This is a genomic window from Flammeovirga kamogawensis, from assembly GCF_018736065.1.
GTDB classification, from domain to species: Bacteria; Bacteroidota; Bacteroidia; order Cytophagales; family Flammeovirgaceae; genus Flammeovirga; species Flammeovirga kamogawensis.
This window is the reverse complement of record NZ_CP076128.1, coordinates 620,187-644,488: the sequence shown is the minus strand read 5'-3', so window position 1 is coordinate 644,488 and position 24,302 is coordinate 620,187. Positions and strand designations below refer to the sequence as shown.

20 protein-coding genes are annotated in these 24,302 nt (G+C 30.5%); 6 read left to right on the top strand and 14 right to left on the bottom strand.

Annotated features, from left to right (window positions below; genetic code table 11):
• Positions 1–81: 81 nt before the first annotated feature.
• Positions 82–1,191, top strand: a complete 1,110-nt coding sequence (locus KM029_RS02535) for a DUF4421 family protein (RefSeq protein WP_184679475.1) — start codon at positions 82–84, stop codon at positions 1,189–1,191.
• 98 nt (positions 1,192–1,289) lie between these two features.
• On the opposite strand, the gene KM029_RS02530 is transcribed toward KM029_RS02535, so the two are convergent.
• From KM029_RS02530 to KM029_RS02520, 3 genes are all read right to left on the bottom strand, one after another.
• The gene (locus KM029_RS02530; protein ID WP_144075218.1) at positions 1,290–3,980 is read right to left on the bottom strand and encodes a SpoIIE family protein phosphatase; all 2,691 of its coding nucleotides are present in this window, start codon (positions 3,978–3,980) and stop codon (positions 1,290–1,292) included.
• 74 nt (positions 3,981–4,054) lie between these two features.
• Positions 4,055–5,107 (bottom strand): ABC transporter ATP-binding protein, encoded by a 1,053-nt coding sequence (locus KM029_RS02525; RefSeq protein WP_144075217.1) that lies wholly within the window; start codon positions 5,105–5,107, stop codon positions 4,055–4,057.
• The gene (locus KM029_RS02520) at positions 5,107–6,141 is read right to left on the bottom strand and encodes a FecCD family ABC transporter permease (protein ID WP_144075216.1); all 1,035 of its coding nucleotides are present in this window, start codon (positions 6,139–6,141) and stop codon (positions 5,107–5,109) included. Before KM029_RS02520 ends, KM029_RS02525 begins: the two co-directional genes overlap by 1 nt.
• A 49-nt stretch (positions 6,142–6,190) precedes the next feature.
• Here KM029_RS02520 and KM029_RS02515 point away from each other — a divergent pair, with 49 nt between their 5' ends.
• From KM029_RS02515 to purB, 4 genes are all read left to right on the top strand, one after another.
• Positions 6,191–6,832: an HAD hydrolase-like protein gene (locus KM029_RS02515; protein ID WP_144075215.1), complete on the top strand. Its 642-nt coding sequence runs from the start codon at positions 6,191–6,193 to the stop codon at positions 6,830–6,832.
• 46 nt (positions 6,833–6,878) lie between these two features.
• Positions 6,879–9,329 carry a penicillin acylase family protein gene (locus KM029_RS02510; RefSeq protein WP_144075214.1) on the top strand — a complete coding sequence of 817 codons (2,451 nt, stop codon included), beginning with the start codon at positions 6,879–6,881 and terminating at the stop codon, positions 9,327–9,329.
• Positions 9,322–9,720, top strand: a complete 399-nt coding sequence (locus KM029_RS02505) for a hypothetical protein (RefSeq protein WP_144075213.1) — start codon at positions 9,322–9,324, stop codon at positions 9,718–9,720. The genes KM029_RS02510 and KM029_RS02505 overlap by 8 nt, the downstream gene beginning before the upstream one ends.
• Positions 9,721–9,838: 118 nt before the next feature.
• Positions 9,839–11,182 (top strand): adenylosuccinate lyase, encoded by a 1,344-nt coding sequence (purB, locus tag KM029_RS02500; RefSeq protein WP_144075212.1) that lies wholly within the window; start codon positions 9,839–9,841, stop codon positions 11,180–11,182.
• 54 nt (positions 11,183–11,236) lie between these two features.
• On the opposite strand, the gene KM029_RS02495 is transcribed toward purB, so the two are convergent.
• From KM029_RS02495 to tilS, 11 genes are all read right to left on the bottom strand, one after another.
• Complete coding sequence (locus KM029_RS02495) at positions 11,237–14,962, bottom strand: sensor histidine kinase (RefSeq protein ID WP_144075211.1); 3,726 nt, start codon at positions 14,960–14,962, stop codon at positions 11,237–11,239.
• Positions 14,963–15,042: 80 nt separating this feature from the next.
• Positions 15,043–15,282 carry a hypothetical protein gene (locus KM029_RS02490; protein WP_144075210.1) on the bottom strand — a complete coding sequence of 80 codons (240 nt, stop codon included), beginning with the start codon at positions 15,280–15,282 and terminating at the stop codon, positions 15,043–15,045.
• A 4-nt stretch (positions 15,283–15,286) separates the two neighbouring features.
• Positions 15,287–15,874 carry a DUF420 domain-containing protein gene (locus tag KM029_RS02485; RefSeq protein ID WP_144075209.1) on the bottom strand — a complete coding sequence of 196 codons (588 nt, stop codon included), beginning with the start codon at positions 15,872–15,874 and terminating at the stop codon, positions 15,287–15,289.
• 14 nt (positions 15,875–15,888) lie between these two features.
• Positions 15,889–16,560, bottom strand: coding sequence for an SCO family protein (locus tag KM029_RS02480; RefSeq protein WP_144075208.1), 672 nt, complete (start codon positions 16,558–16,560; stop codon positions 15,889–15,891).
• A gap of 88 nt (positions 16,561–16,648) precedes the next feature.
• Positions 16,649–16,987, bottom strand: a complete 339-nt coding sequence (locus KM029_RS02475) for a cytochrome C oxidase subunit IV family protein (RefSeq protein ID WP_144075207.1) — start codon at positions 16,985–16,987, stop codon at positions 16,649–16,651.
• A 39-nt stretch (positions 16,988–17,026) separates the two neighbouring features.
• Positions 17,027–17,782 (bottom strand): cytochrome c oxidase subunit 3, encoded by a 756-nt coding sequence (locus tag KM029_RS02470; protein WP_144075206.1) that lies wholly within the window; start codon positions 17,780–17,782, stop codon positions 17,027–17,029.
• Between the two features lie 125 nt (positions 17,783–17,907).
• Complete coding sequence (locus KM029_RS02465) at positions 17,908–18,477, bottom strand: cytochrome c oxidase subunit 3 (RefSeq protein ID WP_144075205.1); 570 nt, start codon at positions 18,475–18,477, stop codon at positions 17,908–17,910.
• 9 nt (positions 18,478–18,486) lie between these two features.
• Positions 18,487–19,386, bottom strand: a complete 900-nt coding sequence (gene cyoE, locus KM029_RS02460; protein ID WP_144075204.1) for a heme o synthase — start codon at positions 19,384–19,386, stop codon at positions 18,487–18,489.
• 1 nt (position 19,387) lies between these two features.
• Positions 19,388–20,410, bottom strand: coding sequence for a COX15/CtaA family protein (locus KM029_RS02455; RefSeq protein ID WP_144075203.1), 1,023 nt, complete (start codon positions 20,408–20,410; stop codon positions 19,388–19,390).
• A gap of 129 nt (positions 20,411–20,539) precedes the next feature.
• A complete protein-coding gene (locus tag KM029_RS02450) occupies positions 20,540–20,962 on the bottom strand; it encodes a Crp/Fnr family transcriptional regulator (protein ID WP_240050326.1) in 423 nt (140 codons plus the stop codon).
• A gap of 114 nt (positions 20,963–21,076) precedes the next feature.
• Positions 21,077–22,426 carry a tRNA lysidine(34) synthetase TilS gene (tilS, locus tag KM029_RS02445; protein ID WP_144075201.1) on the bottom strand — a complete coding sequence of 450 codons (1,350 nt, stop codon included), beginning with the start codon at positions 22,424–22,426 and terminating at the stop codon, positions 21,077–21,079.
• A 166-nt stretch (positions 22,427–22,592) separates the two neighbouring features.
• Here tilS and KM029_RS02440 point away from each other — a divergent pair, with 166 nt between their 5' ends.
• A complete protein-coding gene (locus KM029_RS02440; RefSeq protein WP_144075200.1) occupies positions 22,593–24,269 on the top strand; it encodes an OstA-like protein in 1,677 nt (558 codons plus the stop codon).
• The last annotated feature ends 33 nt before the right edge of the window (positions 24,270–24,302 follow it).

Sequence of the window (24,302 nt, the reverse complement as noted above, 5' to 3'; positions counted from 1 at the left end):
TTCATTTTGAGGTCAAAGCTGATTGATTTAAATTTGTATACAATTTAAAAGATCTTCTTTTCATCATGACTCCAAATTCTATTGAAGAATATATTCGTTTTCGCCCTAATTTCTAGTTTCCTTTTGTTTTTGGGTAGTTCTAATTCATCATTGGCTCAGGAATTCTATGATAATCACCCAACAGATCATGATACAACATATTATATTTCTTACAATGAACAACTGCATTTAAGACTATATACTGTTTATAAATTCAATGAACTAATTGTAAATGCAGATGAACAAGGTAATGAAAACCTTACATATACACCAAATGGCAATTTAAATGTTGGATTTGGATTCAACTATAAAGGTTTAGGTATCAATATTGGCCTTAATTTACCTGCAATTAATAACGATAATGACAAATTTGGAGAGACGCAAAAGCTTGATATGAGGTCTTATGTTTATGGTAGGAAATATGCTTTTGATTTAGGCTTACAATTCTATAAAGGGTTTTACATTAGTGAACTTAATAGAGATAATCCTCCAAATAACACCGAACCAATAGAGTTAAGAGGAGATATGAAAATTCACACTGTTGGTGTTTCTGTATTAAAAATTCATAATCACGAAAAATTCTCTTTTAGAGCTGCATTTGCTCAAACAGAAGTGCAGAAGAAAACTGCTGGTTCTTTGATTTATGGTCCTTACATTAATTTTGTAAGAATTAAAGCAGACTCTTCTCTGATACCAGAATATATTCGAAATGAATATTTACTTTCATCAAATATTGTAGAAGGATGGTACGGAAGTATGGGTATTACTGCTGGTTATGCTCAATCATTAATCCTTTTTAAACGTTTTTTTATAACGGCAGCTGCTGCTCTTGGTTATGGTGCTACGTTTGGTCACTCGTATTATGAAACACAAAAAGGTAAAGTTAATGAGACTGCATGGAAAGGTGGTATCAAAATCAACTCAAAAGTTGCTCTTGGCTATAATTCAGAAAAAACTTATGTCGGAGGATCCTTTGTTTTAGAATCCTATAATATTACCACAAGTGAGAAAAATATGAGCCTCTATTGGATGGGACAGTATCGTTTTAATATTGTCAGAAGGTTTAATTGGAAAGTCGCTCCTCTTGACTGGGTATTTGATAAGAAAGATAGAATTTTAAAATCTGGCCCTTATAAAAAAGAGAAGAATTAAGAATTATTTATTAGAGTTACAAAGAAACTAACCATATAAAAAATAGGCTATCCCATACTTAATGAGATAGCCTATTTAATTTATATAAAACAACAATATTAGACTTTCAATCCAATTATTGTAATATCATCTCGTTGTTCAACACCACCAATTTGATGTTGCTCTAATTCTGCCTCTAAGACTTCTTTTTGCTGATCCATTGTAGAAATCGCATTCTGTTCTAACAATGCTTTCAATCTTAAAGTACCTATTTTTTCTCGGTTCTGATTATTCTGATCAACGTAACCATCGCTACATAAGTAGACAATATCACCCTTAAACAATTTAATATCTCGAGAATTGAATTCTTTCTTCTTACGGTTTGTGTAACCAACTGATTTAGATGCACCTGAAACAACTTCAAGGGTAGATGTTTCGTTTCTAAAGATGTATAAAGGACGTTTTGCTCCTGAAAATTGAATTAATTTTTCATTTTCATTTGCTCCATCTTCAATACAAATTAATGCGATATCCATTCCATCATCGTTTAAAGAATTCTCTTGTTGAAGTGACTCTTTAACACCCTCGTTTAATGCATTAAGAATATCTACAGTGTCAGAAACTCCTTTAACATTAACTATATCGTTTAACAAAGCATTACCAATCATAGACATGAATGCACCCGGAACACCATGTCCTGTACAATCTACAACTGCTACAAATTTCTTAACAACACCGTTGATTTCTGTTCTTTTAAACCAATAAAAGTCTCCTGAAACAATCTCTTTAGAACGGTACAATAAGAAATAATCCTCAAAATTATCTTTAAGTAATGAATTAGAAGGAAGAATAGCATTTTGAATTGTTTTTGCATAGCGCATACTATCCGTAATACTCTTATTTTTCTCTTTTAATTCCTTATATGCAATGTAATTTGATACCGCAATAGATGCATAAGAAGCTAACGATTTCAAAATAGAAATATTTACATCCTTATATTTATTTACCTCTTTAGTCTGCATTGTAATAATACCAACTACTTTAGCTTCTACCATTAATGGCATATAAATCAATGATTTATTTACGGATAATGATTTCTCTTTTGTTTGAGGTATATATAAAGTATTCTCCGAGTCGTAATCATTAATTATTAACTCAACTTCATTATTAAAACACCATGCAGCTAAGCTATAAGCATTATCAATTGATTCAGAGAAATAAGTATCTAACCCAGAATCAGAAATTTGATTTCTAAATTCTAATCTTCTTTCTAAAGTATTATATACTCCTATTCCAAATGTATCTGCAGGAAGTAATTCGGAAACGCTTTCTTGTAAATCCAACATATGCGTTTCAAAATCCAAAGTAGCAGTAAATTTCTGACCAATATCTTTTACAGATAGCATTTCTTCATGCGATTTGACTACATCGTCTTTTGCTTGTTCTAAACGCTCTGTAATTTCCTGAAGGTCATCTCTTTGTTCTTTTAATTTTTGAGAGTTTTTATAGAAGATGAAAATTAAAAACAATGAGATTGTTGCAATAATAAAATACAACATTCTTTCTGTTTCAACCTCTTCTTTTTCTTCTTCAATTTGTTCAATTGCTGTTTCTTGCTGATCAATTTGAGTTCTCATACGAGACATCATTTGATTTGTCTTGTATTGAGCATCTTCGTAAGCAAGTTCATTTTCAATTAAAGAAGTGGTCAACCTTTCTAAATAAGACTCCAACGCTTTTTTATTTTTAGCATTTGCGTCTTTATCTAGTTTCTCAGAAATTTTCTGAATCTCTTTTCTTAAAGAAACACCCGTCTCTTGTAAAATCTGCTTTTCAGCCTCCAAAGTATTAAATACGGTTTGGAAATTTTCTGTGTATTCAATATTTGCACCTTTATTTCTTTGATCGTCATCGCCATTACTGATATACACAAACATGTAATTATCTTGATAATCATATTTTGTTTTAATGATTTTATAATCATCAATTACAAAATTATTTGCGTCTATTGAATCAGCATATACTTCAAATTCTCCATTAACATCAGTCAAGAAGTGTTTTTCATTGATAGTTACATCTAGACTATCAGCTGGTGAAATATCATCATCATAAACAACAACAACCAGTATTGGGTCTATTGTTATCTCATCTTCGTCTATTACAACTTGACTCGGTTGAGAAATTTTCTTTTGGTTTGTTGAATTCGTTTTTGTTGTTTCTGTAGTTTGTTTGGCAACAACCTCTTTTACAGAAGTAACTGGGCCAGGCATATTAATAACAACAACATTTGCAGACTTATTGTAGTTATAATATTGTGACTTTACAGGGTCACCATCTACAAGAAATACAGTACTTGCTTTTACTTTAAAGTTTCTATCAACTTTTAACTGAAACTTACCTTTAGAGTTTGTTTTAGAAGCCTGAAACTTTTGTCCACTTATTTTAATGTAGGTATTTCTTATTGGCTTCCCTCCTTTTAAAGCAGTACCATTTATAAATACTGGAGCATAAGAAAGTAATACCTTAATAGAGTTTTTACCATCCTTAGCCCAAGTTTGCATCTTGTAACCTCTTTTAATTACATTAAGATTACGTAAACTTGAAACTTTAACATTTTCAACTATAAACTCACCGTCATAGTTTGTTGTAGTCTTCTTTATGCCATCTATATACACATCGGCTAAAGATATTGGTTGCTGATCTTCATCAACCACCACACCTTTTACATTATCTTGAGCATGTAGTCCAAATGAGATAAGAAGTAAGGATAATGCAAGTAGTTTATTAAAAAAATTTCTTTTACTGATCATTAGAATAGTAAATGATTAAAAAGTTTAGAGTTTATCTATCAGAAAAATACACGATAAAATCCAAATATCACAACTTATCGTGTATATAGTTTAAGAATCGTCTTAAAAAGATCAAGACCATCCATTTCACACCTCTTATTTGTGTTTAAATAAGAAATATCCCATACCAAATTTTTACTATTGTTATCTAAAATAAGATGAATAATAAAGTCTGGTGTATCCGATCTAACACATCCCTCAGATAAGAATTTTTTCTCAACCCAAGAGATTCTTAATCTTGTTTCTTCAGTTATTTCAACGTTAGAATCAATTGAAATATTATAAGAGAATAACGTTTTGTCTGCACAATAATTAAAAGTACCTTGATTAGTATCAAAACCAATGTTCTTATTACTAAATACCCGTTCAATTTCACCTTCAGAAATAATTGCATCTGGTGTACCTATAGTACACTTACCATTTTCAAGTATCCACATTTTATCAGCTATTTGTAAGGACATCTCTACTTCATGAGTTGATAATAGTATTGACTTTTGATGTTTGCGTGCTATCCTTTTCAATAATTGAAATATTTCAATTCTATTAATTAAATCTAAATGTGCCGTTGGTTCATCAAGCAATATTAATGGGGTATCTTGAGCTATTGCTCGTGCAATCATTACTTTCTGTCGTTCCCCGTCACTTAACTGAGTTATTTTTCTTTCAATAAGATGTATAGCTCCCACATCTTCAAGTGCTTGAATAACTAACGCATCATCTTTTGGAGATAACTTACCCCACCAATTCACGTAGGGATAACGCCCCATCATTACTGTTTCTTTAACAGATAAGTTTCCTACAATTTGAACATTTGAAAAAACGAAACTTAACACTTTAGATTTTTCAATATTAGAATAATCTAAAATATTTCTATTATCTATTATTATGCTACCACTAATAGGCAAAAGTTCTCCAGATAATGTTTTTAGTAATGTAGATTTACCAACACCATTCGGTCCTAAAAGAGCAATAAAATCTCCTTTTTCTAAGGTTAAATTCTTAAAATCACCAATTACAGTTTTTACTTTATTTTTATTGTAATAACCTGTCTTTAAGCTTGTACTTTTAAGAACAATATCATTTCCCATTATTTTCGTCCTTTTAACATGGCTAATATCACAATTGGAGCTCCAATTAAAGAAGTGATAGAATTGATTGGCAAAACAACACCAGAACTGTTTATATGTGATATAATGTCACAAATTAATAATCCTCCAGCACCAACTACCGCACTTAGCGGTAATAATTTAAAGTGATCTGATGTTTTAGAAATAACTCTAGCAATATGGGGTGCTGCGATCCCAACAAAACCTATTGGACCACAAAAGCCTGTAATACTACCTGCTAAAATACTCGCAGAAAATATTGTCAAAAGCCTAAATTTTGACACTGACAATCCCATACTTTTAGCATATTGTTCACCTAAAAGCATCAAATTCATTGATTTACAAAGATAAATACTGACCAATATTCCCAGGAAAGTCAAAATTGATAAAATCAAAATTTGATCGTAAACAATACCACCTAGGCTTCCAAATGTCCATAAAATATACTCTTGTAATTGATCTGGGTGACTAAAGTATTGAGCTATTCCTACTAAAGATGATGCCAATGCGCCTACCATTATACCAACAATTAATAGTGCTACATTATCTTTTACTTTATGAGCAACAATTAATATTAAGAACATAACTAAACCAGCTCCAGCAGAAGATGCTATTACAGTTAACCAAGCACCTAAATTTTGTAAATAAGATATTGAATTAACGCCTAATCCTATTCCTGAGGAAAGTGAAATTAGTGCCACTCCAAGAGAAGCTCCAGAGTTTATACCCAGAACAGAAGGTCCTGCCATAGGATTTCTAAATAATGCTTGCATTAATAATCCACTAACTGCTAAACCTATTCCTGCCAAAATTGAAACTATTGCTTTGGGAATTCTAATTAACCAAAGAATATTATATACACCTTCGTCTATTATTTCTGAATGAAACAATGCACTAAATATATCAGAAATTGAAATTTGGGTTGACCCAACACTTACATTGAGAATAAACAATGGAATAATGGCAACCCATAAGAGTAGAATCTTTACTTTTAGATCAATTACTTTCAAATTCATAACACGAACTTACATATTTGATTAAAATAATTAAATAAGATTTATCATAATGAAAAAAAATATCACTTTACTTTTTGATTTTGACGGTACTATTGTCGACTCAATACAAGTTGTAAAGTCAATTATAGAAGAATTAGCTCCTCTTTATAACCTAAAAATTAATGCATTTACTTTAGAAGACTTAAAGGAAAAGGGAGCAAAAGATATTATTAAATTAATTGATTTAAAATGGTGGAAACTCCCACTTTTCGTTTTTCATGTAAAAAGAAAAATGGTTAAAAACATGCATAAAATTGAACTCTTTAACCAGATAAAAAGTGAAATTATTTTTTTGCATAATAAAGGTTACAGAATTGAAATATTAAGTAGTAATAATCGCGAAACAATACAACATTTTCTGGAGAATAATAATATGACTCCTTTTGTTGCACATATTTATAAATCAAGTGCTTTGTTTAAGAAACATACACTATTAAATAAAATAAAAGGAGCAACTACTAATCAGCTTTTATACATTGGTGATGAAGTTCGAGACATTGAAGCTTGCAAAAAAAGTAATGTTCCAATTGTTGCGGTAACATGGGGATATAACTCGGCTAAAATATTAAATAAAAGTAAGCCTGAATACATTATCGAAAAACCTAATCAGTTATCTAAAGTAATTAATGATTTTAGTATTAGTAACAACTAAAATATGTATTTTTGTAAGACTAAATTTAAAATAACAAATACAGTTCATGAGATCCTCTATAGCAGGTATTATTTCAGCTTTTACATTTTTTTGTATTGTTGCTCTAGATTCAAATATTAAGAGTTTACCTCCATTAGGTAGATTTTTAGATCCTTTCCAAGGCTTTTGGCAAAATGAGGTTCGCGATGAAAAATTACCTGAAAAACTTACTTTACCTACAATGATTTCTGATGGTACAGTATTTTATGATTCAGTTCTTGTTCCTCACGTTTATGCAGAAAATGATCATGACTTATATCTTTTACAGGGATATATAACTGCAAGGCATAGACTTTGGCAAATGGATTTTATTTCTAAAGTTGCTTCTGGCCGTTTATCTGAAATTCTAGGTGATAAATTAGTTGATTTTGATAAAGGAATGAGAAGACAAGGTCTTCAATATGGTGCAGAACAATTTGTAGAAACTATAAAGAACGATAAGAAAATGATCTCTTTGATTAATGCTTATTGTGCTGGTGTAAATGCATATATTGATGAATTAAATTACTCCGACTATCCTGTTGAGTACAAATTTTTTAACTATAAACCCGAACATTGGACTCCTTTAAAAGTTGGTTTGGTATTTAAATATATCCAATATAGTTTAAGCGGTCCGGATAATGATTTTGAAAATTCAAATTCATTACAACTTCTTGGTAAAAAGAATTTTGATTTACTATTCCCAGAAATTTTACCTTTTCAGGAGACTATTGCTCATAACGATTCAATTTGGTCGAATATAATACCATTAAAAGTTAAAGCACCTACTGGTTACAAGATGTTATCCGGTCTAAGAAAGCACGCTATAGAAAAAGAAGACCCTGATAATGGAAGTAATAATTGGGCTATTAGTGGTCTTAAAACAAAAACTGGCAATTCAATACTTTGTAATGACCCTCATTTAACACTATCACTACCATCTATCTGGTTTTCAATACAATTAACTTCCCAAGAATCTAATACACTTGGCATGTCAATCCCTGGAGTTCCATGTATTATTACGGGAGCTAATCAAAATATTGCATGGGGTGTAACTAGTGCAAGAAGAGATGATAGGGATTGGTATAAAATTTTATTTCAAGATAAAAGTCAAACTCATTACCTAATAGATAATTACTGGGATAAAGCCGAGTTAAGAATAGAAGAAATTAAAGTACGCGAAAAAGATCCTGTAATGGACACTGTGAGGTACACTAAATGGGGACCTGTTGTTTATGATAAATCATTTGGAAAAACTAATCAGAAACAAGGTTACGCATTAAGATGGAGTGGTCACGACCCATCTAAAGAATTAAAAGCTATCTACAAAATCAATAAAGCCAAAGATTACACTGAATTTAATAATGCTCTAAAATACTTTTTTGGACCTGCATTAAATTTTGCATTCATATCTAATACAAATACTATCGCAATGAATATTCAAGCACGCTTTCCAAATAGATGGAAGGAACAAGGGAAATTTGTTCTTGATGGTACACGTTCGGATACAAAATGGCAAAATTATATACCACAAGAACACAACATCTCTATTGTTGACCCTAAAATTGGCTATGTAAGTTCTGCAAATGAGCACCCTGCTGGGATAAACTACCCCTATTACACTTATGGACAATATTATGAGTATTATAGAAATAGAAGAATTCATGATTTGCTAGATAGTGCTAAAGACCTAACTGTAAACGAGTTGGGTAATATGATGAATGATAATTACAGTCTATTTGCAGAAGAAAACTTACAATTTTTATTAAATCACATTGATCTTACAACACTGAATGATGAAGAACAAAGTGTATTTAACCTCTTAAGAAATTGGGACTATCAATACTCCCCTGATGAAATACATTCTATATATTTTGAAGAATGGGCAAAAACGATCATGCAATTAGTTTGGGATGAATTTCACGAGCACCCAACAAAATCTTATGCAATTCCATCAAGAGCAAATACATTCTACTTATTAAAGAACAATCCAAACTTTTCTTTCTTTGATGAATTAGAAACTTCAAAATCAGAATCTATAGATGACTTAATTAATGAAAGCTTTGTTTTGTCAATTAAGAAAGTGGACAAATGGAAGGAAGAAAATGCTGATATAGCCTTAAATTGGTCAAATTATAAACATACTAAAATTGTCCATTTAGGTAGGCTACCTGGTTTTGAAATAAATAAATTGAAAACTGGTGGTTACAAAGGAATCATAAATGCCATGAAAGAAAAACATGGACCAAGTTATAGAATGCTAGTTGAAATGACTAAAGATGGTCCTGTTTGTTACCAAGCAATTCCTGGTGGACAATCTGGCAACCCTGGCAGTCCATATTACGACAATATGGTTCCTTACTTTGAAGAAGGAAAACTATTTAAAGTACACTTCTATACTACTGATGATTTTAAAAATTATGATAATCCTCCTGCTTCATTATTGAAAGTAGAAAAAATACAAAAATTAAATGAATAAGAATTTTATTGTAAACGGAACAGCAATACTCATTACTGCAAGTTTACTTCAGGTAATGTTTCCATGGTGGATTATTGTAGTTCCATGTTTTGTTTTTGGAGCATTTAGAGATACAAATAAATTTTTAAACAGTTTTTTAACGGGGTTTATAAGTATTGCACTTCTTTGGGGTACATATGCTGCTCTAATTCAATTATACACTGGTTCAGAATTAAGTAGTCGTATTTCTGTTATGTTCCATTTGCCATCAAATGATTTTGTAGGTATAGTTAGTGCATTAATTGGTGGTTTTGTTGGTGGTTTATCTGCACTATGTGGCGATTTAATCAATTGGTCTTCTACTGACCTTACTCCTAGTAAAGACAATAAAGCAGAAGAGGAAAGTTTATAAATCTTAAAAATGATCTATATATTTTCACATACTATCTGACTATTTATTTTTGTTTAGATAATCAGCACGTTATATTTGCGACTTGATTAGTTTTTCACTTAAAAATTCCAATTATAAAATGGAACTAAACGAACTCACAGCAGTATCACCAATTGATGGTAGGTACAGAAGTAAAACTTCATCATTATCTAACTATTTTTCAGAATTTGCTCTGATCAGATATCGTGTTTGGGTTGAAATCGAATACTTTATCGCTTTATGTGAGTCTCCACTCCCTCAACTAAAAGACTTTGATAAGTCGCTTTATCCATCTATCCGTAAAATTTATCAAGAATTTACAAACGAAGATGCTGTTAAAGTAAAAGACTTTGAACGCGTCACTAACCATGATGTAAAGTCTGTTGAGTATTTTATTAAAGAAAAATTTGATCAATTAGGAATTAAAGAACAAAAAGAATTTGTTCACTTTGGTCTTACATCTCAAGATGTAAACAACACTGCAATTCCTTTATCTCTAAAAAATGCAAATGTTGAAGTAGTTCTTCCAATGTTAGAAGAAATTGTTGGAATGATTGATGCTTTAGCTGCTGAATGGGCTGATTTCCCAATCTTAGCGTTAACACACGGTCAACCTGCTTCTCCTTCTAGATTAGGAAAAGAATTCAAAGTTTTTAGCTACAGAGCTACAAAACAATTGGATGCATTAAAACAAATTCCTTATTCTGCAAAATTTGGTGGTGCTACAGGTAACTTTAACGCACATCACGTTGCTTACCCTGAAATTAAATGGGTAGATTTCGGTAACGATTTTGTAAATAATGTATTAGGATTAGATCGTTCTCAATTTACTACTCAAATTGAAAACTATGATAACCTTGCCGCATTGTTTGATGCTTTTAAGAGAGTAAATACTATTTTGATTGATATGTCAAGAGATATCTGGCAATATGTATCAATGCGTTATTTTAAGCAAAAAATTAATAAGAATGAAGTTGGCTCATCTGCTATGCCTCATAAAGTAAATCCTATTGATTTTGAAAATGCTGAAGGTAACTTGGGTATTGCTAATGCTTTATTAGAACATTTATCTGCTAAATTACCGATCTCAAGATTACAGAGAGACTTAACTGATTCTACTGTATTAAGAAATATCGGTGTTCCTTTAGGACATATTTTAATTGCTCTACAGTCATTGAAAAAAGGTTTAAATAAACTTGAATTGAATGATGCTCAATTGAAAGCTGACTTAGAAGATAACTGGGCAGTAGTTGCAGAAGCAATTCAAACAGTTTTAAGAAGAGAAGGTATTCCTAATCCATATGAAATGCTAAAAGATCTTACTCGTAAAAATGAAAAAATTACAGAGTCAAGTATCCAAGTGTTTATTGAGGGTTTAGCTGTTTCTGATGAAATCAAAGCCGAATTGAAAGTCATTACTCCTTATAATTACACTGGTTTATAAGCAGTAATTTTATATAAATTAGGGTGATATATTTTTGTATATCACCCTTTTTATTTATTCTATTTCTGTCATTAGAAATTCTACAAAGAATGAAGACCCCTCTAACTCTTTAGTTTCAAACCAAATACTTCCACCCATTTGTTCTACACCTCTTTTCGCTACTGCTAAACCAATTCCTGAGCCAGTTTCTTTGGTGGTAAAGTTAGGAACAAAAACTTTATTCTGAACATCTTCAGGTATACCCATTCCATTATCTATAATGGTTACAATTGCTTTTTCGCCATTCTCATATAAATCAACAATTATTTTAGATGGAACATCATCTTTGGCAGCTTGAATACCATTAAGCATTAAATTATTTAAAATTCTTGCTGTTAATTTCTCATCCCCTTCTACCATTACATCGTGTCCAATTTGTGTATCAGAAAAATGAATATCAGTTTTACTAGAAAGTAACATAATATTTTCTCTAATCACTTTTGAAATATTGAATGTTTCTCTTTTAGGAACAGGCATTGTAGCAAAAGACGAGAAAGATGTTACAATACCACTTAATGTATCTACCTGATTAATAAGCATCTTTGTAGCTTTCATTAACTTTGGATTTTCATCCGATTTTGCAACTCTTTCCAATTGTTGTAAATAGAGTTTCATTGGTGTTAGAGGATTTTTAATTTCATGTGCTACCTGTTTTGCTACATCTCTCCAAGCACTTTCTCTTTGTGATCTATCAAGTTCTTTTTTTGATTCTTCTAATTTTGCAAGCATTTTATTATACTCACCAACTAACTGACCAAATTCATCATTTGCTGTATATGTAATTGGTTCATTCTTTTTACTTAAAGTAATCCTATTTAATTCGGGAATAATCAGCTTAATAGGGTTTAACAATGATAATGCTGCATAATGTACAATTGGAAGTAAAGTCAAAAACAAAATTGAGAAAATCATCATAATTGTAGTAATTACTTCAATAGATCTATCATCAAATTTATGTAATGATTTAAAGAAAGGAATACTTACTACCCCCATTACTCTACCTGTATTAAATGCTTTTATACCAATATATGATGTATTGTATTCTAGATTACCTATACGTTCTTTTAACACTAATCTAGTTTGCTTATTTTGCATTATTGCAATATACGCCTTTGGATTAATCTCTTTACTCAGTAAGTTCTCATCAAATATTTCGATATCTGACGCTGCTTTTAGTTTACCTCTTCTATTATAAAAACGAATATCTGCTTGCATTACATTTGATAATTCATCAATAAGAACATCTAACTTTAGATTATCATCATTAGAATATAATTTATTTATTTCATTATCCTGAAACAGATTACTCGCTACTGTTTGTCCTTTTTCTAAATATTGTCTTTGTACGTCATTCTTAGTTGAGTTTACCATAACAGAACCCATAACAAACGCCAATATTAAAAGAGGCAGAAAGATAGCCGCATTTAAATATAGCTGTACTTTTGTAGAAAATGACCTACGGTATTCATTTGGGTTCCTGTAATAATTTACCATATTGAAAATGGTAAATATCAATATAATAAGCACCGTAAAATAGGCTGAGAAACTTTTAAAATAATCTATAAATGCAAATCTTTTTGATGAAATGACTACAATTCTGTTATTAGAACCAGGTAACATTAAATGTTCATAACCTTTGTACTCTACACTACTTACTAAGTTTTCTCTATCTTTTGAATATGTCTCTTTTAAAAAACTATTTGAATAATTATAATCACCTGAACTAAAAATTAATTCCTGTCTATAGAAAATAGCATATGAGTATTCTTCTTGCCTAAAGTTTATATCAAAGTCTTCATCTAGAATAGTAGATTTAAAAGATTTTCCTGTAAGGGATTTAGGATATAATGCAATTAAGCAAAAGCCTAATGTATCTGTCTTTTCGAACCTATCAACAATTGGTATATCACATAAATAACTAAAAGTACCTTGCTGTAAATTCATTTTTGAATTCAAACCATATTTGGGCTTCTGTTTCTCGTAGAAATTATCTTTTAATTGCTGATAAGAGTTCTCGTTATTCAGCGTTTGTCCATTATCAAATGATATATTTATCTTAACATCAAAACGATTCCCGAACCATTCCGTTAAATCATTCTTTATTGATTTTGTTGCAATGGCAGCTCTACCTTTATTCAAAAAGGCCATTGCATCAATAATCTGATTATCATTTTTAACTCCATTTATTGTTTCTTGCAAATAAGCTCTTAATAATGCATCATTTTCAGTTAATTTAGAGGCGAATTTTTGTTTAAAAACTTCATCATTTCGAATCTGAAGGTTCTCAGTAATAAATGCACCGAGAAGAGAAAAGAATACAATTAATGACATTAAATACATTACGGCAGGAAATTTCCCTATCGATAAATACTTTGGAGTATCTAACAAAAGCGTAATTCCAACAAAAATGGCAATAATATTAATTAGTAAAATATTAAACGTATCATAACCTAATTGAAATCCAAATATGATTACAATCGATATTAGCATTGCTAATGATTTACTATAAAAATCTAATGCCCAACATATCAATTTAAAAAACAGATGAGCTATAAGTCCCATCAAAATAAAACCTGAAATAATAATTACTTGAGCAAATATTTCTGGAACTGTAATATCTAAAAGGCTAAATTTTAAAGATAAATCTCCAGCTTTTGCAGATACATGAATAAATATTTCTTCGAACCCAGCAACAATAAAGAAAAAGCTCACTATCAAGACTACACTAATAGCAATCTTATATTTCTTATCTAAAAGGTAGATAGATTTAATTGAAAATAAACTTGTGAAGTTCCTACTTAACCATCTGAATATTAAGATTGCAAAAAGTATATCCAAGAAAATTATACCCAAAGAATCCCATTGAGATAGTACTGAGTCATCTATTTTATCTAGAATATTATACTCGTACTTTATGATATTACTAGATAAAACATCTGCGACAATAGCATGTAAAGAAATAACACCTAATATAAATATTGTTAGCATTGGAAAAATAGAGTATCCCCTATTAATGTAATTGGTAACGAATGTACTTAACGCTGACAACAAAAATAATACGCCAATTATAATAGACATTACAAAATAACTCCATGGAATTAATTCAACAGATCTATTTTGAGATACATCTAAGGCAAATAAAAACTTATTCAGTTTTGTGTAAATTGATTTATAGTTGGTGGTTATATTAAATTTTGCTAGTCTAGGCATTTCCTTTGTACCAAAGACAAATTCATTTACATAATTAGGTATTAATGAAGTAACATTATCCCTTTGAATAACTAGTGGAATGATCACAAAAATCTCATAATCTTGATTATAAACCATGATATTAGATTTTCTCACATAATAAAAAGAATCATCCTTCTGAATTACATCCTCAACAAAGTAACTATACAGTTTATCTTCTAGATATTTAAGTTTTAAGTTATTATCAGACCAAAAGCTTAATACGCCTTTTTTATAAATATAAACAGGATAAATACTCTCATTCAGTAAAGCCTGAAAATCTAAAATATTCTCATTATCAGATTTAATATTTGCTTTAATTTCAAATATTACATCATCTGCATTTTTAGATATTTGTTCAATTCTATCTTGAACAAAAGAATCATATTCATCGGATGAATAATAACCTGCGTTAATTAAAAAAATTGAAACCGTTAAAAAGGTAAAGAAAAGCCCTATTAAAGCTTTATTTTTACTCTTTTTCAGTTCTAAAAAAATATATTTTACTTTCATAAAAAAAGAGGAAGTTATAGAACTCAAAAATTACAAAAAAACTCCAACAAGAAATATCTTATTGGAGTTTTTTATACTATTTAAGCTAAAGATGCTTTTTCTTTTTGAGTCTTTCGATACCAGAGATAAACTATAGCCGCTATTAATATATAAGGCATAGTCATTAAGTAAATAATTCCGGTATTTAAACCAGCTCCTACACTACTTGCTCCGGAACTGATATTATTTTCTACAGTTGCCCTACACATTGCACATTGTGCATATAATCCTTGTATTGAAAATAAAAATGCAATCGACAGAAATACTATTTTTTTATACATAATATTAGATATAATATGGACTAATCATCAAGTAAACAACTACACCTGTTATTGCTACATATAACCAAACGGGATATGTAAATTTAACTATTCTCTTATGTTTATTTATTTGGTCAGTTATTGCAAAATATATTGCCAATAATACCAAGGGCACAACTCCTGCTGAAAGTAAAATATGAGACAATAAAATAACCAAATAGAAGGTTCTCATTAATCCTAAGTTTTCTTTTTCAACAGCAGATAATACGCCATCATGGTTTACATCACCAAAGACTGTATGTCCACCTTGAAAATGGTATACTACATAAGAAACTAAGAATATTCCTCCTAAAACAAATGCTACAGTCATCATTAACTTGTGCATATCTATTTGTTTCTTTTTTACAAAATAGTAACCAAGAATTAGAGCTATTGCAGAAGAAAAGTTAATAACTGCGTTTAAACGTGGTAAAAAAGAAACATCTAAATCTCCTAATTTACCTGTTTGTGGTATAAATAGTAAAAGTGCTACAACTATCGGAATTAAAATAGATACAATACCAATAATTATTAAAGGTAATTTATCATTTCGTTTTTTGTCAGTAGTTTCCATAAAGATATAATCCGTTATTCTTTTAATAAAAGAGAAATTTCTGTAAGAAGGCGTTTAACATCTTCTTGATCTGTACCGCTATAAAACCCTCTAATTCTATTTTCTGTATCTACAAGGATTAATTTATCACTATGTGATAGAGAAGTATCCTGACCCAATGCTTCTTCTTTTGCTGTTATATAGAAGCCACATTGGCCTAAATTCATAATAGTTTCTTGATCTCCAGTTAGCAAATTCCACTGCTTAGTATTTATTTTATGTTTCTCAACATAATTACTTAATACACTAGGAGTATCATATTTGGGGTCTATACTAAAAGAAACCAATCTTAACCTGTCTTCATTTTTAAATCTTTCTTGTACTCTTAATAATGAAGATGTCATTGCCTTACATATATCAGGACAAGAAGTGAAAAAGAAATCTGCTACGTATATTTTTCCTTTTAAATCTTGATTCGAAAATTGAATACTATCTTGATTTAAAAAGTTAAACTCTGGAATTCTATGTACACCATCTATTTCGTTAGGTTCACAGTTTACAGACTTTAAACTATACACTTGAAGTTCTTCAGGTTTATCAAGTTGATATTCATTCGTTCCAAAGTTTTTAAGGAAGAAAAAAATTACTAAAGGTATTCCAATTAGAGTAAATAAGAATACCCATTTTTTAAGATTAGGTTTGTTCATTCTTTCTTTTAAAGTAAATATGGTTTGATCCCTACAAAAATGAAGAAATCAAACCATATTATTGTTATTTATTTCAATAAATTGATTGCTACCAATTCTGAATTGCATCAAGTATTGCTCCACCCTCTTGGAATAAAGCTACAAGTAGCCAAACCAAAAATAACATAGGGAATAAAACCACAAATTTTAATGGACCGACCTCATGGCCTAAGTGCATAAATTCCATGATAATATACCCAGCTTTAAGTAAAGTCATTCCAACAAATAATATGTTCAGAATAAAACGACTTGAACCGTCAGGCCATGCAAAGGCGAAGATAAATTCTATAATCGTAACTGCTGCTAAGATCGCTGTAACCTTAATCACAGTTTTCATTTTTGCTTTCTTAATCTCCTCTGGAGAAAGTGTTGCATCGTGATGTGCCATCTTACTATTTTTAGTAGTTAGTGAAATTAAAAAATTGAGTTAGACTAAGTAGAAGAATGTAAATACAAACACCCATACTAGATCGACAAAGTGCCAGTATAAGCCACCTTTCTCAATCATTTCATAAGATCCTCTCTCTTCATAAGTACCCATTACAACATTGTAGAAAATTACAATATTAATAATAACACCACTTGTTACGTGAACACCGTGGAAACCTGTAATAAAGAAGAAGAAATCTGCGAACAACTGAGGACCGTATTGGTTGACATGTAAGTTTGCTCCAAAAATCTGAACACCATCTCTAATAACACCTTCGTCTGTACCATGTATAAAGTGAGACCATTCCCAAGCTTGACAACCTAAGAAAGTTACACCTCCTACAATTGTCCATAGCATCCATTTTTCAACCTCAGCTTTAGACTTTCTTTCGCCTGCTTCTACAGCTAGTACCATAGTTACTGATGAAAGAATTAAGATAAATGTCATTAAACCAACAAACATTAATGGAGCATCTACTCCGTGTAATCCAGGAAAAGCATTAAATACTTTTTCTGGTATTGGCCAATAAAAATTATCCGAGCTAGTAGCAAATTCGAATTGAGAATATGCTCCTTCATATGCAGGGTGCATAAAACGAACTACTCCGTATGCTATTAATAAAGACGCAAATGTAAAAGCATCTGAAACAAGGAAAAACCACATCATTAGTTTTCCATAGGTTGCTTTCATTGGTCTTTGTCCACCGTCCCACTCAGAGAGTTTAGGATTTGTCAAAGTTGTAGTTGATGACATAAAAGATTGGATGTTATTTTTTTAGTGTCTTTTGAATTTTATTTCTCCACAAATAAATAGTTGAATCTTAACAAAAACAACTATTTGATGACATTTGTGTTATTTTTTTATGACGATTGTCATGTTTAGCGATTCATAAGCATGAAAATGAACAGGTATATCCATAATGCTCCTAAAAAGTGCCAAAAATTTGCACACATTTCTATTCTCACAATTGTACCAGAATTTATCTGATTTTTAAAAGCAGCATAAAGCATAATGAATAAATACAATATTCCACTTACAATGTGCAGACCATGAAGACCTGTTATTACATATACAAACGAACCTGAAGGGTTTCCAACAAAGAAAACATTCATTGCTACAAGATCTTCCCATCCTATAAATTGAAGAACTAGAAAAACCACACCTAAAACAGATGTTAAAGTCAGTGCGTTTTTCAACTGTGCCATATTATCTTTCTTTGCACCTAAATATGCCCAATGCATAGTTGCACTACTTAATAATATAACAATTGTGCTAGAATACATTATAGATGGTAATTGGAATGAAGCCCAATTCCCCTCTGCTTGTCTTACAATATATGCACTTGTCAATGCAGCAAATATCATTACCACACTTACAATAAATAACCACATCGCAAATTTCTTAGGATGCATCCCTACGGGTCTTTTTGGAGTTTCTGCTATTGACATAATAATAAATTAGATCTTGTCGATTAAGTATACAATTTGAACAATTGGTAAATAAATAAAAGAGGTAAACATTATTTTTAATGCTGCTTTATCCGTCTTCTCCTTAATCAACCCAAATGTTTGATATAAAAAAGCTGCACCTGCTAAGGATGCAATAATACCAGAAGTAATACCTGTCATCCCAAATTGTGTTGGTAAAAACCCTATTGGAATTAAAAACATAGTATAAATTGATATTTGAACTGCTGTGTTTACATTTTTATCACCATTAAATGGCAACATTTTAAAACCAGCATTTTTATAATCTTTATCAGCAACCCAAGCAATAGCCCAGAAGTGAGGAAATTGCCACATAAATTGCAAAGCAAATAATATGAGTCCTTCCATACCAACAAAACCAGTTGCAGCTACCCAACCAATCATTGGAGGAAAACCACCTGGAAAAGCACCTACCAAAACTGACAATGGTGTTATTCTTTTTAAAGGGGTATATACAAAGCCATATAAAACTAAAGAAGCTAAAGATAATAACGTAGCAAACCCGTTTAAGAAATATAGCATTATTACTGTTCCTAAAACGGCAAGAACAAAAGCGTATATACCGGCCTCCTTTCTAGAAATAATTCCTAAAGGAATAGGTCTGTTTTTTGTTCTTTTCATCAACTTATCGTGTTCTTTCTCGATAATCTGATTTATTGTATTTGCGGAACCTGTTATTAAGAAACTACCAACTGCCAATGCAATCATTGCAGTTATTGATATTTCTGTTGTTCCTAATAAGTAACCAAAAATTCCAGAAAAAACGACAACGCCAGTTAAGCGAACCTTTAGTAGGTCATAAAAATCTTTTACTCTGCTTTTCCTTTGCGGTACGTCTGCAATTATATCTTTAGATTCTGCTACTACCATATTAAGTTGTTGCTTGATGTTGGTATTTTAAAGTACTATTAGAATTACTCCCTAGTACTCTTGAATGATTAACTAAAAGTGCAATGTAGAATTGACATCCAACAATTAATGAACCTAGTAACAAGTGTACAGGTTGTAAAACGGCTGGAATTCCAAAATGCCCCATTATTGCTCCTGACAATACTACAATACCAATTAATGCAAGCATCACCTTGGACCATAGTCTAGCAGGATGTTTTGGAGCTGTATTTTTAATAACTCGTTGTACAAACAGGATGTTTATAATTCCAACGACTATTGAGAAAGATCTATGAATATAAAAAGTGACACCTAATTCATCTATCCACAAATTTCTTTGTTCTTCTCCTAATGATTTAGCAATTATATCAATAGCTTCTCTTACCTGAGTACCTAGAACAATTTGTAAAAATGATAAAGATAAGATTATTGCAATCCACTTATTCAATTGATTTAGATTTGATGGGTCTTGATAGTTTAAATCTTTTTTATGAGACCTTGCGACTGCATAAATCAATACACCAACAATCACAAGTGCTACTAGCATATGTGCTGTTATTAATACAGGATGTAAATCTGTACTTACAACTTTACTACCTAACCAACCTTCAAACCCAACCAATACAAAAGCTAAAAAAGAAAATGATGTAACTGTTGGATCTGTTTTTCTAAAGGGTAAAGAAAAAAGTAAAGTCAAAAAAATCAGAAAACCGATTAGAACACCAACTAGTCTGTTAGTGTATTCCACCCATGTTTTAAATGCAGAAAAATCTGCAATCTCTCTACCTTGAACTGCAAATATAGTTTTATAATCAGCTGGTAGCTGACTTACGTCTGTTGGAGGCACCCAAGTTCCAAAGCATTTTGGCCAATCTGGACATCCCATACCAGCTCCTGTACTTCTTACTACTCCACCAACTAAAATTAGGAAGAAAACCGCAATAATAGTAATTACTCCGAATTTTCGATATAAGTTTCCGTTGTTTGTTGTCTTCTCTTTTTTCATAGAAATTTGCTTGTTGAATTTACCTTATCATAACAGGTGTAAATATCAACCAAGGTTAATAACCACAAAAATACAAAAAACATCTAAATAACATGACATTCGTCATGTTTTATTTATGATAAAATTCAACTAAAAAGGCATAAACGCCCTTCCTAAATCAAAAAAGCCGAAAGATTCCTTATATGCCCTAAATAAATGTCCTGTAAATCTGTCATAAATTTCAGCCATACTCGACATCATCTTTGCTTGTATTTTGATATCATCTTCAAAAATATCATGAATCACTGCACTCGGAATTACATATACATCTGCATGGTCTGAAAAACACACTGCATTATATGGCCTACTCGTTCCTTCAAGAATTGCATTATCTCCAAATGTGTCGGTTGCTTTTAAGTGGACTAAATCCTCAAATTTGTCTTCAATATCAATATTGAGAGTAATTATCCCACTATTAATTAAATAAAGTGCTTGACTGGGATCGTCTCTAAAAAAAATCACCTCGCCCTTAGTATAATGCCTTAAATGTAAGTGAGGTGTAAATTTTGACATTTCCTCATCATTTAATTTTGAAAAAAGCACCCCTCTTCTCATAAAATTAAAAAGGGTTCTCTCTTCGTTATTATATGTTTTCTTAAAAATATTTAGCATACTATTGTTTCGGTGTTAAAAGCAAATCTTCATCAAAGTAACAGGAAATTTCTCAATTCTTAACACTTCTGAGTTTCTAATTCCAACTACACTCAAAATTTCCTCATTACAAGATACTATAACTAATGTCTTTTTTCGAAGATAACTAGGTACATTTTCATCTTGGAGTAAATCAAAAACCTTTTTTCTACCGTTTTTCATTCCGAAAGGACGAATTTTATCACCTTTATTAACTTCTCTAATCGTTATTGGAAAATATTTTTCTGAAATATAAATTGATGCATTTTCTATAGATGAAATAGAATTAATTGTAACTACAGAAGTTTGATAAGAATTTGTATCAAATGAATAAAACCCTTCTTTAAAATCAATTTTTAAACTTTGTCTAATAATTAGTTCTTTCTCATTATTATTTTCTAAAACCAACGTATTATTGTGTGTATAGATTACGTAGTCTTTATCAATTGAAAAAAACTTTAAACTATTCAAATTATAAGACTGAATAATGTTAAGTGCAGTATCAAAATCAAACCTATATTTTTTTAGTTGATAAAATAGAATAATATCTATATCCTCTAGATGACTATATTTTTCAAAATCAATCAAGATTGTATCCCCATTCTTTTTCCAATACTTTGATGTAATTTCATTTATATTCGAAAAAAATACATTCTCTATTTTCGATAGTTTATTTGAAGTTACATCAATGCTTTTTTCAACAGCTGGATTAATTTCTCTCATTAATGGAATTATCTTATTCCGAATTAAATTACGAGCATATTTATTGATTTGATTCGATTTATCTTCTCTCCAATTTTGCTTCTTGTATTCAACGTACCTCTTTATCTGATCTTTTGATGTAAATAAAAGAGGTCGAATAATAGTATTCCTAATAAATTGAATACCATGTAAACCTTCTATTCCTGTACCCTTAATTAAATTAAATAAAATTGTTTCTACACTATCAGACCTATGATGTGCAGTAGAAATATAATCTAAATTGTACTGCTTTTTCAACTCCTTAAACCAATCATACCTTAAATCTCTAGCCACCATTTGAGTTGATTTGCCAGATTTCTGAACTTCTAAAGTAGTATCAACTTTTTTAATATGACAAATTATATTATTTTCAGAAGAAAAGTCTTTTACAAATTGCTCATCTCCGTGACTATCTTCACCCCTGAGTTGAAAATTCATATGTGCAATCTCAAAGTAGATATCATGTTTTAATAACAATAAAGCCAGACCAACAGAGTCTACGCCTCCACTGAAGGCTAACAAAAGTTTAATATTACTAATATCGAGACCTTTTGATTTAAGATAAGTTAAAAATTGGTCCTCTAAGGCCAATGGATTGTCATTCATATGTGAGATTATTATTAAAACCACAAAATTTTTAGCTGAAAATCAATTTAATCCTTTATAATATGTTATTAATAACACAAAAAACAAGGATTTTACGATCTACTAAGATAAATTTGCAAGCTTGCAACAATAAAAATTGCTAACTCTATTAAGTAGTAAAAGTACAATGAAGAAAAATATTTTTTTAATCATTTTGTTAATAATTTCACTTTGCGGTAGTTTAACCTCTTTTGGTCAAACTGAAGACAAAGTGAGAATTAGTGCCGCACGTTCTAAAGGTATTTCTGGCTATAGGGTTTTCTATAGCAGCCCTCAGAAGCGTGTAATTCTAAAGCAAAAAACTACAACAATTTATTGTGATGAGGCACGTCAAAATATAAAAACTGAAGATGTAACTGCTACGGGTAATGTAATTGTTATTGATAAAAAAACAAAGATTACTGGTAGTAAGCTTATTTATAAAAAAAATAAAGGTGAAGTAATTATCACTGGTAGAATTGTAAAATTAATTGACGAGGATATCACTTTAGTTACTGATAAATTATATTACTATACTTCAACAAAAGAAGCCAAATACTTAACAGGTGGTACAGTAAACCAAGAAACTATGGTGCTTACTTCTGTTGAGGGGTACTTAAAAAATAAAGAGCTTATCTTTATTAAAGATGTAGTTATGGATGATTCTGTTAAAGTACAACACCTTGTAACAGAAAAATTAATCTACGATAGAGAAACAAAGATTTCTACTTTTAATACTAGAACAGTTATAAACTCTAAAGATGGTGACGTTATAGCAAATGCTGGTACATACAACACCGAGAATGGTAAAGTTCATTTTGAAGGTTCTGCCATTGTTGAAAATGACAAATACATTCTAGTAGGTGATAAAATTGACACAAATAAGAATACTGGTAATAGTAAAGCTGTTGGAAATGTTATTTTCTTTAGTAAAGAAGATACTGCTTTAATTTATGCGGATGTTGTAGTAAGGTTTGACAGTTCTACATTTGCTTATGGTAATGCTTTAATGAGTAAACCTATAAAAGGAAATTGGATGGATATGTATTACCTAGCTGCAGATACACTTCATTCTATTAATGACACTACTACTCAGGAAAATACATTATATGCCTATCATAATGTAGCTATGTGGTCTAAAGACATGAAATCTAGATGTGACTCATTGGTTTATTTCTACAATGATTCAATGATCTACTTCTATCAAGATCCTAGAATTTGGGCACAAAAATCTCAAATGACTGGAGACGTAATTAGAACAGATATTACCTCTAAAGGTGTTGAAAGACTCTATCTAAACCGAAATGGTTTTATTATTTCGGAAGATACAATTCAAGATTATAACCAAGTAAAAGGTAAAAAGATTATTGCTCACTTTGAAAACAATAGCCTCTTTAAAGTTGATGTTAAAGGAAATGGTATGACAAGGTATTTCCAACTTACAGACGACAAAAAAAATATTTATGCATTAAATAAATCTTCTTGTCCTTCTATGACATTATTCTTTGAAGGTAACAATGAAGTAAAAAATATTGAGTACAATAAGAAACATGACTCTACTGTACTCCCTCCTAGTAAAATTCAAAAACCTGATATGTATTTACCTGGATTTAAAAATAGATTTGATGAGATACCTCCAAAAGATGAATTACTTGAAAGAGTACGTTTAAGAGAGGACTTGCCTGACGATATGCCTAGAGATCCTACGAAACAAGCTAATGAGATTAAAATACTATTTGATGGAAAGCAAGTTTTGAATAAGAATTATCAAGGTCAACCCTTATGGATGCATAGACCTCAGGAAAAGTTAGAGGCTGGTAACTAAAAAAAACACCCTTTGAAGTTTAAAATTTCAAAG